This window comes from Betaproteobacteria bacterium (genome assembly GCA_009377585.1).
GTDB lineage: Bacteria > Pseudomonadota > Gammaproteobacteria > Burkholderiales > WYBJ01 > WYBJ01.
This window is the reverse complement of sequence record WHTS01000049.1, coordinates 28,879-42,496: the sequence shown is the minus strand read 5'-3', so window position 1 is coordinate 42,496 and position 13,618 is coordinate 28,879. Positions and strand designations below refer to the sequence as shown.

Below are 13,618 nucleotides of genomic sequence, written 5' to 3'. Positions count from 1 at the left end.
CTAACCGCCCAGCGTAATAGTCGGCCAAAAGTCGGTGCACGAGGAACCGGTTGTGTAACTGTGGCCCGCATCGCACGCGATGAATGGCCTTTTGGAATTTCATTTCAGGCAAGCGACCATCCCAAATAGCAGCTCGTCCCGCCTCGCCACCCTCACACACCAAGACGTCTCCAGCTCGCAATCCGTAGCGCTCCTGCTCGTGGTCCTCGAATGGCATCAGGCGCACGTCCGTAAGATCCACGTCGAACCAGCGAATGTTGGGATTCCGCAAGTACGGCTGAGGTTGTCCTTTGTTCTTCTGGGCATCCAGCATCTTTCCCAGACACATGTCCACGACATCGCTAAGCGTCACGATTGGCCAACGGTGGGAGGACGTGGATGTTGCCACTAAAGCATCGCCTCCAACTCTTTCATCTCTCGCTGTATCTCCTCCTCCAAACGCGCCAGCTCCTTGAAAATCTCTTTCGGCGGCCGGTGCGCGATCTCCTCGTGCACGACTTCCTTGTAACGATTGAGCGAGAGGTCGTAGCCCTGAGCGGCGATGTCGGCCTTGGGCACACAGAAGCTCTGGGCGGTGCGGGGGCGATCAATCTCCCTCCCTTGCAGGGCGCGCATCGGCTTGCAAGCCGATGCCGTTCGGCCGGCACGGCCCATGGGCCGTGAATTCCCGCCCTCACCCCCCTGCCCCTCTCCCGGGGGGAGAGGGGAGCGGAGCGTGTTCCAGCGTGCGAGCACGTCGGGCAGGTTGTTCTTTGCGTGTTCCTCGGCAGTCAGAAGCTCTGGATTCCCGCTTGCGCGGGAATGACGAAGGGCGCTGGGCACGGGGCCGAGCTTGTCGTCCGGCAGCAGCGGCGTGCGCTTGTCGTCGAGGCTCCAGCCGTCGGCCTGCACGTCGTAGAACCAGACGTGATCGGTGCCGCCGGAATTGGTCTTGGTGAAGAGCAGGATCGCGGTGGAAACGCCCGCGTAGGGCTTGAACACGCCGCCTGGCAGCTTCACCACGGCGTCGAGCTTCTGGTCCTCGACGAGCATTTTGCGCAGCTCCTTGTGCGCCTTGCTCGATCCGAACAGCACGCCGTCGGGCACGATCACCGCCGCGCGCCCGCCAGGCTTCAAGAGCCGCAGGAAGAGCGCCAGGAAAAGCAGCTCCGTCTTCTTGGTCTTGACGATCTGCAGCAGGTCCTTGGCGGTGTTCTCGTAGTCGAGGCTGCCGGCGAAGGGTGGATTGGCCAGCACCAGCGTGTACCTCTCCTCCTCGCCGGCGTGATCCTGCGCGAGCGAATCGCGGTAGCGGATGTCCGGGTTCTCCACGCCGTGCAGCAGCATGTTCATGCTGCCGATGCGCAGCATCGTGTTGTCGAAATCGAAGCCATGGAAGAGATGGTGATGGAAGTGCTCGTTCAGCTTTGCATCGTGCAGCAGCTTCGGATGCCGATCGCGCAGGTGCTCGCCCGCCGTCACCAAAAACCCCGCCGTGCCGCAGGCCGGATCGCAGATCACGTCGAGCGGCTGCGGCGCCGTCAGCTCCACCATCAGGCGGATGATGTGGCGCGGCGTGCGGAACTGGCCGTTCTGCCCGGCGGTGGCGATCTTGCCGAGCATGTACTCGTACACGTCGCCCTTGGTGTCGCGGTCCTCCATCGGCACGTGGTCGAGCATATCCACCACCTTCGCCAGCAGCGCCGGCGTCGGGATGGTGAAGCGCGCATCCTTCATGTGATGCGCGTAGGTGGAGTCCTCGCCGCCGTGGTTCTTGCCCAGGCCCGTGCGCAGGAAGGGGAAGACATGCTCGCCGATCACCGCGTACATCTCCGCCGGCGCGAAATTCTTGAAGCGCGACCATCGGAAGTCTTCGTAGGCACGACCGCCGTCCTTGCCGATCCCGTCCTTGCCCTTCGGGAAGATTCGCAGCTCGATCGGCTTCTTGAGCCGTGCCGCTTTGTTCTCTTCCAGTGTGTGCAGGTCGTCCAGCCGGCGCAGGAAGAGCAGATAGGTGATCTGCTCGATGACTTCGAGCGGATTGGAGATGCCCCCGGTCCAGAATGTGTTCCAGATGGCATCGATCTGGCTCCTGATGTCGCCGGTGATCATGCGCGACGACTCGGAACGGCGCGAACGGTTGCGCTTTCGTCGTTGCGGCCGCGGGTGTGCACGTCGCTGCCCGTCATCGCAGCGCCCGGCCGGGTTTCTGTGCTCGTCATATCTTCCTTCCAGCTCAGCCTTGAATCGATGTTCGTTGTGCCAGGCAAGAACTCCCGCCTGGCGCGGCTCGCGAGCTTCGTCGGCTCGACGACAAGCGCTTTGCCGTGATGCGAATAGTACTCGCGGCGGTTGCACCATTCCTCACGCAAGCGCGCGCTGCCTTCCAATCGAAGCTCGGGCGTCACGGTGATGTATCCCAGATCGAACAGCTTGTGAAGATCGGAGCGCAGGAGCAAGCCGTTGCTGATGCGGTGCTACAAGAGTCGTGAGGACGTCGTCCCACCTGGTGCCCGTTACCAGCCGTCCCGCTCACCTGCGCTTGTCCGCGATTTCCGACCCGCGTAGCATGACGTTCGTCTTCGTTGACGGAGAGCAGGCGGTGATGAATGGTCCCACGAATGCTCGCCGTATAGGTATCGTCCCCGCCATTGCGTGCGTTCCCCTCGGAGCGGCGCTGCTGCCGTCTCCGATACAGGCGCAGACCTGGCCCAGCAAGCCCGTACGCTGGATCGTGCCCTTCGCTCCCGGCGGCGGCGTCGACGTGACGACGCGCACGATCGCGCAGCGTCTGACCGGAACGGTCGGACAGCAATTCATCATCGATAACCGCGGTGGCGCGAACGGCAATATCGGCGTCGAGCTTGCGACGAAGGCGCCGGCCGACGGCCACACGCTGCTGATGGCAACGACCGGCAACATCACGATCAATCCCCACATCTACAGCAAGCTCGGCTTCGACCCGCTGCGCGATCTGACGCCGGTCATCCCTGCCGTGGACGTGATCAACGTGCTGGTCGTTCACCCTTCCCTGCCCGTGAAGTCCGTGAAGGAGCTGATCGCCCTCGCAAAAGCGCGTCCGGGCGAGCTCAACTACGGCTCCAGCGGCCCGGGAGGCTCCGATCACGTCGCCACGGAACTGTTTGCAAGCCACTCCGGCACGAAGCTCACGAACATCTCGTACAAGGGAGGTGCGCCGGCGATGGTCGCCCTGGTGGGCGGCAACATCCACATGATGATCGCGACCATGGCCGTTGCGGTGGGGCCGATCAAGGGCGGACGCCTGCGTGCCCTCGGCGTGACGAGCAAGAAGCGTTTCGAGCTGATGCCGCAGATCCCGACGATCGCCGAGGCGGGGGTGCCCGGCTACGAGGCCGTGTTCTGGTTCGGCACGTTCGTGCCGAGCGGGACCCCGCGCGAGATCGTGACCCGTCTGAACACCGAGATCCGGAAGGTCTTGCAGGTACCCGAGGTCAGGCAGCGGCTGCTCGAATCAGGCCTGGTCGCCACCGGCGCATCGGTGGAGGACTTCGCCGCTTTCGTCTCCGTGGAATCGAAGAAATGGGCGAAGCTCGTGCGCGACAAAGGCATCCGCGTGGAGTGAGGCTGCTCGCGCCCGCGTCTCGCACAGCCCTTCGTCACGCTTCCCCCTGAAACGCACGCCAGCCCGGCCAGCTCCGGCGCAACGCCTCGCATTCGGCGGCGCGCACCCCCGTGACGATCTCGAGCGGACGCCCCGTCATCGCGACCAGCGTCTCGACCGAATAGGTGCCGATGTCCTTGCGGTTGAGGGCGGCGTGGCGGCAACCGAGCACGAGGCGACGTATCTTCGAATCGATCATTGCCCAGCAGCACATGGGGCAAGGCTCCATCGATGTGTACAGCGTGCAGCTCGAGAGGTCGACGGTTCCGAGGTCGAGCGCCGTGCGACGGATCGCGACGACTTCGCCGTGCGCTGTCGGGTCGGTTTCGGTGATCACGAGATTGCGCCCCTCGCCGACGATCTTCCCGTCCTTGACGATCACGCAGCCGGCCGGACGATTGCCCTCGTTCATGGCCTGCGTGGCGAGCGCCATCGCCCGATCCATGAAGGTTTCATGAGTGCTCATGTGCGACTCCATTCAGTTTGCGATGCGCAACTGCCGCGCGCGATGATCGACGCGTCGGGAAGTTTTTCGAGAGACCAGCACGCCTCGACCAGCCGATCGACCTGTGCCTGCGCAAGCTCGAAGGCCGCGAGGCTGCGAAATTTCGCTTCCAGCTCGGCGTTCGTCATCGGACGCTGCAGCGAGCCACGCGCTTGCTCGACGAAGGTTTCGCAGAGCTGGCCGTTCGTCAGCGCCACCCGCACGCGGGCCTGATCCGCGGAGATGCCCGCATCCACCTCGACGAAGACCTTCTCGCGCAGCGCGACCACATCGGCAGAGGTTACGCGTTCATCGAGAAACTGGCCCACGCCCGCCTCGCCATCGCACATGGTGACGGCCGCCGAATGATAGAGGCTGAGCTTCCCCTCGAGGCTATCGCGCGGCGCCCTCCGGCCGCATAGCGTCTGCGCCAGCGGATTGACGACGACGTCGATCCGAGCGATCGCCGCTGGGTCGATGCCGTGTGCCCTGCGCAAGTCCAGGCACCCGTCGATCACGGGATGGATCACGATCCCGCAAGGGTAGGGCTTGTACGCGTTCTGCGTGATCTCCCAACGCGCCCCCAATTCGCCTGTGATCTCGGATTCGTCGCTGCGCACCGCGAGCACGTGGAGAAAGCCGCGTGGCGCCTCGAGCGCGCGCTCGGAACTGGTGAATCCCGCTGCCGCGAGCAACGCCGCGCTCAACCCGTTGCGCGCCGCATTGCCCATGTTGTAGCTCTTGCACATCGTACCGAGCATTTCCATCAGCCCGGCGGCCTGCGTCGCCGCGATGCCCAGCGCCTGCGCGATCTGTCGCGCATCGAGCTCCAGCGCCTTCGCGGCCGCTGCTGCGGCACCCAGGACGCCGCAGGTTGCGGTGATATGCCAGCCGTGATCGTAGTGCTCCGGCGTGATCGCGTTGCCCACCCGGCATTCGACCTCGACGCCGAGCAGGAACGCGTGCAGGAACGCCGCGCCCGTGATGGGGCGGTGTTCGGCCAGGGCGATGAGCGCGCTTGCCACCGGCACACTGGGATGGATGACGGTGCGCAGATGGGTATCGTCGAAGTCGAGCCGGTTCGAGCTCGTCCCATTGATGCACGCTGCCGTGAGTGCATCGAAGCGCTCGCCCCGCCCGAGCAGGGTCGCCTGAGCCGGTCCCGAGAATTCCCGAAGCGCGGCGACCATCACTTCGACGGTCTCGTCACGGCAGCCGCCGATCGCGCAGCCCAGCCAGTTCAGAATCGCCCGCGCGGCTTCGTGCCGGACATTCGGCGCAACGTCGCTCCAGCGCGATGCCTCGATGAAGCGCGCAACCGTCTGCGTGGTGCCGTTCACGCAACCTCCACGGTGCAGCCGTGGTCGAGCGCTTCTGCGTCGTGGACGGCGAGCAGGCCACGCTGATCGGTGGGCCGTAGGGCACGGGCTACGATCGGCGGCCGCAGAGGGCCAGGTCGTATGGAGATGCAGCAAAGGTCGCGACCTGACCCCACGAGCGCTATGGCTTCCAGGTCGTGCCAGGTTCGATTCAATTCAGGGTGCGGGAATCCGTGCATTATCGCGCACCGCCCGGTCGTCTTTGCGGCTGAAGGACCGTTCGGAGCCGGTCTACGTTCTCTTTCACGTAGGCTGCGAACTCTCCAGGCTTGCTGCCCACCGGAAGATAACCGAGGTCGGACAAACGCTGTGCCACGTTGGGGCGCCCGAGTACGGACACGAGGGCGCTCTGTATCGTGTTGATCGAATCTCCCGGCGTTCCGGCCCTTGCGAACCAACCGTACCAGTTACTGAATTCATACGCCGGTACACCGGACTCTGCCACGGTCGGGACGTTGGCAATGGCGGGCACACGCCCGCTCGTGGTCACGGCAAGGGCGCGCAGTGCGCCTCGGTTCAGCAGAGGCAGGGAGGACCCCAGCGGCGAAAACATGACCGCGGTCTCGCCGCTCACCACGCCGACGAGGGCCGGAGCGCCGCCGCGATACGCCACCTGCACCAGGTTGACCCTAGCGGCATGGTTGAACAGCTCTGCACCGAGAAAGGTGGAACTGCCGGTGCCCGCAGACGAATAGTTCACTTCTCCCGGCCGCGCCCGGGTCAGCGCGATAAGTTCCTTGATGGATCTCACTGGCAACGATGGATGAACAACGACGACAGCGGGTCCCGACGCAACCTGGGATATGGCCGAGAAATCATTCAGGAGATCGTACGGCAGATTCGGGCGAAGCGTGACGTTCGCGGCGGCCGCAACGGTTATCTGAAGCAGGGTATATCCGTCGGCCGGTGCCCGAAGAACGACCGGGGGCGCCAGGGTGCCGCCCGCTCCCGGACGGTTTTCCACGATCACCTGCTGGTTCAGGACTTTCGCCAGTTCCGCGACCACGATACGCGCAAGGACGTCCCCGCCTCCTCCCGCCGATCCATCCGTCACCAACCGCACGGCCTTCGTCGGATAGCCTTGCGCCACAGCCCCTGCGGCTGAAAGAAACCCGATTGTCACGCATGCGGACCGAATAGCGACTGGCATATCCATGCTCCTTGCGACAGCAAGCTCGCGCGGCGAAGGGCAGGCTCTCTGATCTCCCCACAGATCATAGCGCGGGGGGCAAGTGCACGGCGCGAGTCGAATGACCGGAACGGGTCGAACCCGGTCTGACGTTCTCACTCCACCTACCGTGCCACCCATAAAAATGGCCACCACAAGGGCAGCCATTTTATTGGTGGAGCGGAAGGGGATCGAACCCTCGACCTTCGCATTGCGAACGCGACGCTCTCCCAGCTGAGCTACCGCCCCACGACGACGGAGGATGATACTAAAGATCGGAAATCCGGTAAACGCTTGGGCCGAAACGCATCTTCCTGTCGTGCTACCATCCCTCGACAAGGAGCGATGCCATGGCCGAGCCGAACAACGCAACACCCGTAGCCGCCACCAGCCCGCAGATCTCGCCGCCGTTCGCGTACACCGAGATCGTGCCGCTCAACAAGACTCACCGCGTGCTGGTGCCGCAGCGGGGCAAGATCACCCCGGCTTTCCGCACTCTGAACGCGCTGCCGGTGAGCCTGGCCGAGTTTGCGCTGGTTGCGCGCGACTACCCGATCGTGTTCGTTACTGCCGATTCGGGCAAGACCTACGCCGCCTTCGCGGTCCTGGGGCTCGAGCAGGGCAAGAACCTCTTCCTCATGTCGGACAACACCTGGGACCGCCGCGCCTATCTGCCGGCGTACGTGCGCCGCTATCCGTTCTGCATGGCGACCATCACGATCGACGGGAAGATGCGCGAGGAGCGGCTGGTTTGCGTGGAGAAGAAGGCGCTGCGCGACAAAGGCGATCGGCTGTTCGATGACGAGGGGAAGCCCCTGCCCGAGTGGGAGCAGCAGCAGAAGCTTTTGACCGAATACGAGGCGGATCTCGCGCGCACCAACGAGATGTGCAAGACGCTGGCGAACCATGGCGTGATCGAGCCGTTCACCATGCAGGCGAAACCGAACGAGGGGACGCCGCTCTCACTTTCGGGAATGGGGCGGGTAAACGAGCAAAAGCTGGCTGCTTTGGAGGCCGAGCAGATCAAGGCGTTGCTGAGCCGGGGCTACCTGGCGGCGGTTTATGCGCATGTCGGATCGCTGGCGAACTTTCAGCGGCTGCTGGATCGGCGGGTCAGTATGGCGGCCCGGCAGGGGCAGCAGCAGGGGTAGACCGTCCCGGCGCTTAGCGCTACTCATCAGGAACCGACCACCCCGTCCGCGACATTGTCGCGTCCAGCCCCTCCTCGACGAGGAGGGGAGTCAACTCCGCCGCACGGCCGCAGCTTCCTTCCGCGGGGAACGGCCCTCGATAAGGGCGCGCTGCCGCGTCAGCTCCTGCACGATGAAATCGACGAAGACCCGGATGCGCGCCGCGCGCCGCAGATCGGGATGGATCAGCACCCACATCGTCGCCGCCATATCTGGGACGGGACCGCGGACGCGAACGAGCGCCGGATCGCGATCGCCGATGTAGCAGGGTAAGGGCACAACGCCCAGACCGGCGCGCGCCGCCGCCTGCAACGCCACGAGCGAGTTGGCGCGATAGACCATCTGCTCCGGCGCAATCTCCTTTCGCAACCAGCGCGACGAGCCGAGGTGCATGAGGCTCTCGTCCGGCCCGAGCCAGGCGTGCTCCCCGAGTGCGCGCCGCCCACGCGAAGCGAGGTACGAAGGCGCGGCGTAGAGCGCCGTCGCCACTTCGGCGATGCGATGCGCGATGAGGTCTTCCGGAGCTTCGGCGCTCGGTCGAATCGCCACGTCGGCGTCGCGCCTCGACAGCGAGAAGAATTGATTGGCGACGGCGACTTCCAGCGCGATCTGCGGATGGGCGGCGCGGAAAGCGGCGAAGACGGGCGTGAGCAGATCGACCCCGGTGTCGGTCAGGGTCACGCGCACGACGCCGCTCGGTCGTAGATCGGCGCCGGCCAGCTTCCGCTCCAGGCCAACGATCTCTTCCTCCATCCGTCCCGCCGCTGCGATCGCCGCTTCGCCCGCCGCCGTAGGCACGTAGCCGTCGCGGGCGCGTTCGAACAGGCGCACGCCGAGCCTCTTCTCCAACGCATTGAGGCGTCGGAATGCGGTGGAGTGGTCGATGCCGATTGTGCGTGCGCCGCCCAGCAGCGTTCCCGCCTCGCCGATGGCGAGGACCAGGCGCAGGTCTGTGCGGCCGAGGGGCATATTGCGAGGTTGCAAGCCGAGGTTGCAGATGCGTCATATTGGCTTGCAAGGGTGAAAGCTGCAAGCTGTTGGGCGTGGGGCGGTGTTGCGGTCGCTACCGCGTTCGGGGACCACCCCGTCCGCGACGCAGTCGCGTCCCGCCCCTCCTCGACGAGGAGGGAAATGCAAAAAGGAGTCGACACATGGAAAGCCTGTTCATTCCGCTCGCGCTTGCCGCAGGCGGGCTCCTGACGGTTCAAGCGGGCGCCAACGCGCAGCTCGCGAAAGCGATCGGTTCCCCATTCACGGCGACGACGTTGCAGCTGTCGGTTGCTGCGGTCGCGTTACTTGCCGTCGCGATCCTGACCGGCTCGGTCGCGGCGTTTGCCGCGCTGCCGGCCGCGCGCTGGTGGCACGTCCTCGGCGGGGTCGCCTCGGCCATCTACGTCGTGTCCACCATCTTTCTCTTTCCGCGCATCGGCGCGGTGGTGTCCGTCGGCCTATTCATCGCCGGCCAGATGCTCGCCTCGGCGGTGCTCGACAGCTTCGGCTTACTCGGCGTCGCAGCGATCGGCCTGGATGCCGGCGGGGCGGCCGGCACGCTCATCGTACTGCTCGGCGCGGTACTGATCATGTTCGGGCAGAAGGGAGCGGCGGCCGAGCTCGGCTGGTCCAAGCTCGGCTGGATCGCGCTGGCGCTCATCGCCGGCGCCGTGCTGCCGATCCAGGGTGCAGTGAACGCGCTCCTGCACGCGGACCTCGGCGGCGCCGCGTTCGCGGTCGGCACGGTATCGTTCGTGGTTGCGACCGCCGCGATGGCCGCCGTCATATGGGCCGGGTCCGGCTGGTTGAGGATTCCGTCACCGTGCATCGAATGCGTGGCCGGCATGCCATGGTGGGGCTGGCTGGGCGGGTTTGCTGGCGCCATCTACGTGACGACGATGTTCACCGCGATTCCGGCGATCGGCGCCGGCGCGGCAGCGGGGCTCACCGTGGCGGGTCAGCAGGTCGCTTCGGTCTTCGTCGATAAGCACGGCTGGTTCCGGCTTCCGCAGCGTCCCGTCTCCGGCATGCGGCTCGCGGGCGTGGTTCTGCTGCTCGCCGGCGTGGCGCTGATCAAGCGGGGATGACCGACTCAGGAATGCCTGGATTCCCGCTTGCGCGGGAATGACGAATCCTCGGCCGCCGGCTGAGTCTCGCCGCCCTGCCGATAGCTCCACCACAACAGCGCGAACCCGGCCAGGATCATCGGCAGGCTCAGCCACTGGCCCATGGTCCAGCCGAAGGCGAGAAAGCCGAGGAAACTGTCGGGCTCGCGCGTGAATTCGACGACGAAGCGCGCGAAGCCGTAGCCGATGAGGAAGAGCGCCGAGATGGCGCCGAGCGGGCGCGGCCGCTTCGAGAACCACCACAGCAGGACGAAGAGCGCAACGCCTTCCAGCGCGAGCTCGTAGAGCTGCGAGGGATGGCGCGGCACGTTGTCGACGTTGGGGAAGATCATCGCCCCCGCTACGTCGGTCGGCCGCCCCCACAGCTCGGCGTTGATGAAGTTGCCGAGTCGGCCCGCGGCGATACCCGGCGGCACCAGGGGCGCGATGAAATCCATGATGCCGAGCCAGCGCGTCTTCTTCTTGCGCGCGAACAGGAGCATCGCGACCAGCACGCCGAGGAAGCCGCCGTGGAACGACATGCCGCCCTGCCAGATGTAGAAGATCTCCAGCGGGTGGGCTGCGTAGTAGTCGAGCTTGTAGAAGAGCACATAGCCCAGCCGACCGCCGATGATCACACCGAGCACCCCGTAGAAGAGCGCATCGTCCAGGTCTTGCGGCACCCAGCCGCGCCACGGATCGCGCTTGGCACGCATGCGTCCGAGCACGATCACGGCCAGGAAGGCGACGAGGTACATCAGCCCGTACCAGCGCACGGCCAGCGGGCCGAGCGAGAAAGCGATGGGATCGAACTGCGGGTGGACGAGCATTTCGGGTGCGCCGAGCGTTCGCTAGAATATCGAGTTTAAGCCAACCCGAAGGAACGGCCATGGCAGAGAACTGGCGCAGCCATCTCATCACCGCAGGCAATGCGCGCCTGCCCAACCGCGCCATGCTGCGCGCAGTGGGCTTCAAGGACGGGGATTTCGACAAGCCCATCGTCGGCGTCGCCAACGGCCACTCCACCATGAACCCGTGCAACGCGGGCATCCAGCCGCTGGTCGATCGCGCCATGGCGGCGCTGGAAGCAGCCGGCGCGAAACCGCAGGTGTTCGGCGTGCCGACGGTCACCGACGGCATCGGCATGGGCACCGAGGGGATGAAGTATTCGCTGGTGTCGCGCGAGGTCATCGCCGATGCGATCGAAACCTCGGTCAACGGCCAGATGATGGATGGCGTGCTGGTGTGCGGGGGCTGCGACAAGAACATGCCGGGCGGGATGATCGCGCTGGCGCGCATGAACGTGCCGGGCATCTACGTTTACGGCGGCACCATCAAGCCGGGCAAGTGGAAGGGGCAGGATCTCACCGTCGTGTCGGCGTTCGAAGCGGTCGGCGCGGTCGCCGCGGGCACGATGGGGAAGGAAGATGCCGACGGCATCGAGCGTAACGCCTGCCCGACGGTGGGTGCATGCGGCGGCATGTTTACCGCGAACACGATGTCGTCGTCGTTCGAGGCGCTCGGCATGAGTCTTCTCGGCTCGTCGCAGATGGCCTCGCCCGATGCCGAGAAGGCGGACTCCTCCGCAGATTCGGCCAAGGTTCTCGTGAACGCGATCCGCAAGCAGCTGCGCCCGCGCGACATCATCACCCGCAAATCGATCGAGAACACGATCTCGCTCATCATGGCGACCGGCGGCTCGACCAACGCGGTGCTGCACTACCTCGCCATCGCGCATGCCGCAGGCGTGGAATGGAGCATGGACGACTTCGAGCGCATCCGCGTCAAGGTCCCGGTGCTGTGCGATCTCAAACCCTCCGGGCGCTATGTCGCCACCGACTTCCATCGCGCCGGCGGCGTGCCGCAGGTCCTGAAGATGCTGCTCGCGCACGGCCTGCTGCATGGCGAGTGCATGACGATCACCGGCAGGACGATGGCCGAAGAGCTTGCCAAGGTGCCGGAGAAGCCGCGCGCCGACCAGGAGGTGATCCGGCCGTGGGACAAGCCCCTGTACGCGCAGGGCCACCTCGCGATCCTGCGCGGCAATCTCGCGCCGGACGGGTGCGTGGCGAAGATCACGGGACTCAAGAGCCCACGCATCAGCGGCCCCGCGCGCGTGTTCGATTCCGAGAACGCGTGCATGGAAGCGATCATGGCGCGCAAGATCGAGGCGGGCGACGTAATCGTGATCCGCTACGAGGGGCCGAAGGGCGGACCGGGGATGCAGGAGATGCTGGCGCCGACCTCGGCACTGATCGGTCAGGGATTGGGCGAGTCGGTGGGCTTGATCACCGACGGGCGCTTCTCCGGCGGCACCTGGGGCATGGTGGTCGGGCACGTCGCGCCGGAAGCGTATGAGGGCGGACCCATCGCGCTGGTGCAGGAGGGCGATTCGATCACGATCGACGCGTACGAGCTAAAAATCCAGCTCAACGTGAGCGATCCTGAGCTGGCGGCGCGGCGGAAGAGCTGGAAGCAGCCCGAACCGCGCTATACGCGCGGATTGCTGGCGAAGTACGTGAAGCTCGTGTCGTCGGCGGCTCAGGGCGCGGTAACGGACTGAAGACCTCCCCTCCTGCGACGCTCATGCGGAGGGGTTGTTTTCATTCCCCTCCTGTGAAGCTCATCAGCGGAGGGGTTGTTTTTCACTCCCCTCCTGTGAAGGAGGGGCTGGACGCGACCGCAGGTCGCGGACGGGGTGGTTTGGTTAACCGCAGGATTCCCGCTTCGGAACCGAGAACCACACCACCCCGTCACTTCGTGACACCCCTCCTCGTGAGAGGAGGGGAAACACACAACCCCGGGGCTTCGCCGCCACCCTCCTCGTGAGAGGAGGGGAAGCACACAACCCCGGGGGCTTCGCGCCACCCTCCTCGTGAGGGGAGGGGAAGCACACCACCGGCGCCCGCTCTACGGCCTCAGCGCAGCAAGGGCAGCGCGTCGGACAGAATGAATAGCCCGAGCGGGATCAGCACCACTGGCAGCAGGACATCGCCATAGCGGCGGATGTAGCGGCCGATCAGCGGATTGTTCACGACCAGATAGCCGAGCGCGCAAAACACGATCGTCATGACGGCGAATACGACGACATAGATCGGGATCGCAGAAGGCGTCGCAGCGAACAGCGGAATGTAGACGCCGAGATTGTCGCCGTCGTTCGCGAGGCTCACGCCCGCGACGGCAAGCATCTGGGCTGCGAAGCCGCTGCGGGAAGCGTTCTCCACTTTGGCAGCGGCCTCGTTTTCCTCGCTCTCGCCGTCGCTTCCCTCGCGAAACAGGGCCAGCAACAGGCGCATCCCCAGAATCAGCGGCACCAAGCCCAGGAGCGCAATCCACTCTTCCGGCACTGCAAGGGCGAGCAGCGCCGCCGCACCGCTCGCAAGCACCAGCACTGCGAGAGCGATGAAGCGGCCGGCAACGACCGCGCCGGCCCGCACGCGTGGATCGGCGAAGAACACGGCCAGGATGAGCAGGTCGTCGAGGTTGGTCGACGCGTAGACGAGCGCGGCGATGCCGATCAGCGATGCGATGGATTCGGGCATTGTTGTGCGTTTGCCGTTCGGAGACGGCTCGCGCATTCTATCGAGCGTTCCCTATTTCATGTCACGCTCGTCCCTCCCTTGCAGGGCGCGTATCGGCATGCAGCCGATGCTGTTCGGCCGGCGCGGACCATGGTTCG

Annotated in this window: 12 protein-coding genes and 1 tRNA gene; 4 read left to right on the top strand and 9 right to left on the bottom strand. The window is 65.4% G+C overall.

The window, feature by feature from the left end; translation table 11 throughout:
* Positions 1-387: 387 nt before the first annotated feature.
* Positions 388-2,091, bottom strand: coding sequence for an N-6 DNA methylase (locus GEV05_16290; protein MPZ44924.1), 1,704 nt, complete (start codon positions 2,089-2,091; stop codon positions 388-390).
* Positions 2,088-2,450, bottom strand: a complete 363-nt coding sequence (locus GEV05_16285; GenBank protein ID MPZ44923.1) for a hypothetical protein — start codon at positions 2,448-2,450, stop codon at positions 2,088-2,090. The genes GEV05_16290 and GEV05_16285 overlap by 4 nt, the downstream gene beginning before the upstream one ends.
* A gap of 98 nt (positions 2,451-2,548) precedes the next feature.
* On the opposite strand from GEV05_16285, the gene GEV05_16280 reads away from it, so the two are divergent.
* The gene (locus tag GEV05_16280) at positions 2,549-3,583 is read left to right on the top strand and encodes a tripartite tricarboxylate transporter substrate binding protein (protein ID MPZ44922.1); all 1,035 of its coding nucleotides are present in this window, start codon (positions 2,549-2,551) and stop codon (positions 3,581-3,583) included.
* Positions 3,584-3,617: 34 nt separating this feature from the next.
* On the opposite strand, the gene GEV05_16275 is transcribed toward GEV05_16280, so the two are convergent.
* The 4 genes from GEV05_16275 to GEV05_16260 form a co-directional block, all read right to left on the bottom strand.
* Positions 3,618-4,100 (bottom strand): hypothetical protein, encoded by a 483-nt coding sequence (locus GEV05_16275; GenBank protein MPZ44921.1) that lies wholly within the window; start codon positions 4,098-4,100, stop codon positions 3,618-3,620.
* Complete coding sequence (locus GEV05_16270; protein ID MPZ44920.1) at positions 4,085-5,641, bottom strand: MmgE/PrpD family protein; 1,557 nt, start codon at positions 5,639-5,641, stop codon at positions 4,085-4,087. Before GEV05_16270 ends, GEV05_16275 begins: the two co-directional genes overlap by 16 nt.
* Positions 5,642-5,663: 22 nt before the next feature.
* A complete protein-coding gene (locus tag GEV05_16265) occupies positions 5,664-6,821 on the bottom strand; it encodes a tripartite tricarboxylate transporter substrate binding protein (GenBank protein MPZ44919.1) in 1,158 nt (385 codons plus the stop codon).
* A gap of 5 nt (positions 6,822-6,826) precedes the next feature.
* A tRNA-Ala gene (locus tag GEV05_16260) sits at positions 6,827-6,902 on the bottom strand.
* Positions 6,903-7,003: 101 nt separating this feature from the next.
* On the opposite strand from GEV05_16260, the gene GEV05_16255 reads away from it, so the two are divergent.
* Complete coding sequence (locus GEV05_16255; protein ID MPZ44918.1) at positions 7,004-7,804, top strand: hypothetical protein; 801 nt, start codon at positions 7,004-7,006, stop codon at positions 7,802-7,804.
* Between the two features lie 90 nt (positions 7,805-7,894).
* Here GEV05_16255 and GEV05_16250 read toward each other — a convergent pair whose 3' ends face one another.
* Positions 7,895-8,812, bottom strand: a complete 918-nt coding sequence (locus GEV05_16250) for a LysR family transcriptional regulator (GenBank protein ID MPZ44917.1) — start codon at positions 8,810-8,812, stop codon at positions 7,895-7,897.
* Between the two features lie 182 nt (positions 8,813-8,994).
* Between GEV05_16250 and GEV05_16245 the strand changes: the two genes are divergently transcribed.
* Complete coding sequence (locus GEV05_16245; protein MPZ44916.1) at positions 8,995-9,921, top strand: EamA-like transporter family protein; 927 nt, start codon at positions 8,995-8,997, stop codon at positions 9,919-9,921.
* A 5-nt stretch (positions 9,922-9,926) separates the two neighbouring features.
* Here the strand turns inward: GEV05_16245 and GEV05_16240 are convergent, their stop codons facing one another.
* Positions 9,927-10,769 carry a prolipoprotein diacylglyceryl transferase gene (locus GEV05_16240; protein ID MPZ44915.1) on the bottom strand — a complete coding sequence of 281 codons (843 nt, stop codon included), beginning with the start codon at positions 10,767-10,769 and terminating at the stop codon, positions 9,927-9,929.
* A gap of 59 nt (positions 10,770-10,828) precedes the next feature.
* Between GEV05_16240 and ilvD the strand changes: the two genes are divergently transcribed.
* Positions 10,829-12,502 carry a dihydroxy-acid dehydratase gene (ilvD, locus tag GEV05_16235; GenBank protein MPZ44914.1) on the top strand — a complete coding sequence of 558 codons (1,674 nt, stop codon included), beginning with the start codon at positions 10,829-10,831 and terminating at the stop codon, positions 12,500-12,502.
* 355 nt (positions 12,503-12,857) lie between these two features.
* Here ilvD and GEV05_16230 read toward each other — a convergent pair whose 3' ends face one another.
* The gene (locus GEV05_16230; GenBank protein MPZ44913.1) at positions 12,858-13,481 is read right to left on the bottom strand and encodes a cadmium resistance transporter; all 624 of its coding nucleotides are present in this window, start codon (positions 13,479-13,481) and stop codon (positions 12,858-12,860) included.
* Positions 13,482-13,618 lie beyond the last annotated feature (137 nt).

What these genes read in the sequence shown, in the direction of transcription:
- GEV05_16290 (MPZ44924.1), bottom strand. Translation starts at nt 2,091, where the DNA reads ATGATCACCGGCGACATCAGGAGCCAGATCGATGCCATCTGGAACACA.
- GEV05_16280 (MPZ44922.1), top strand. Translation starts at nt 2,549, where the DNA reads ATGACGTTCGTCTTCGTTGACGGAGAGCAGGCGGTGATGAATGGTCCC.
- GEV05_16275 (MPZ44921.1), bottom strand. Translation starts at nt 4,100, where the DNA reads ATGGAGTCGCACATGAGCACTCATGAAACCTTCATGGATCGGGCGATG.
- GEV05_16265 (MPZ44919.1), bottom strand. Translation starts at nt 6,821, where the DNA reads ATGGCTGCCCTTGTGGTGGCCATTTTTATGGGTGGCACGGTAGGTGGA.
- GEV05_16255 (MPZ44918.1), top strand. Translation starts at nt 7,004, where the DNA reads ATGGCCGAGCCGAACAACGCAACACCCGTAGCCGCCACCAGCCCGCAG.
- GEV05_16250 (MPZ44917.1), bottom strand. Translation starts at nt 8,812, where the DNA reads ATGCCCCTCGGCCGCACAGACCTGCGCCTGGTCCTCGCCATCGGCGAG.
- GEV05_16245 (MPZ44916.1), top strand. Translation starts at nt 8,995, where the DNA reads ATGGAAAGCCTGTTCATTCCGCTCGCGCTTGCCGCAGGCGGGCTCCTG.
- GEV05_16240 (MPZ44915.1), bottom strand. Translation starts at nt 10,769, where the DNA reads ATGCTCGTCCACCCGCAGTTCGATCCCATCGCTTTCTCGCTCGGCCCG.
- ilvD (MPZ44914.1), top strand. Translation starts at nt 10,829, where the DNA reads ATGGCAGAGAACTGGCGCAGCCATCTCATCACCGCAGGCAATGCGCGC.
- GEV05_16230 (MPZ44913.1), bottom strand. Translation starts at nt 13,481, where the DNA reads ATGCCCGAATCCATCGCATCGCTGATCGGCATCGCCGCGCTCGTCTAC.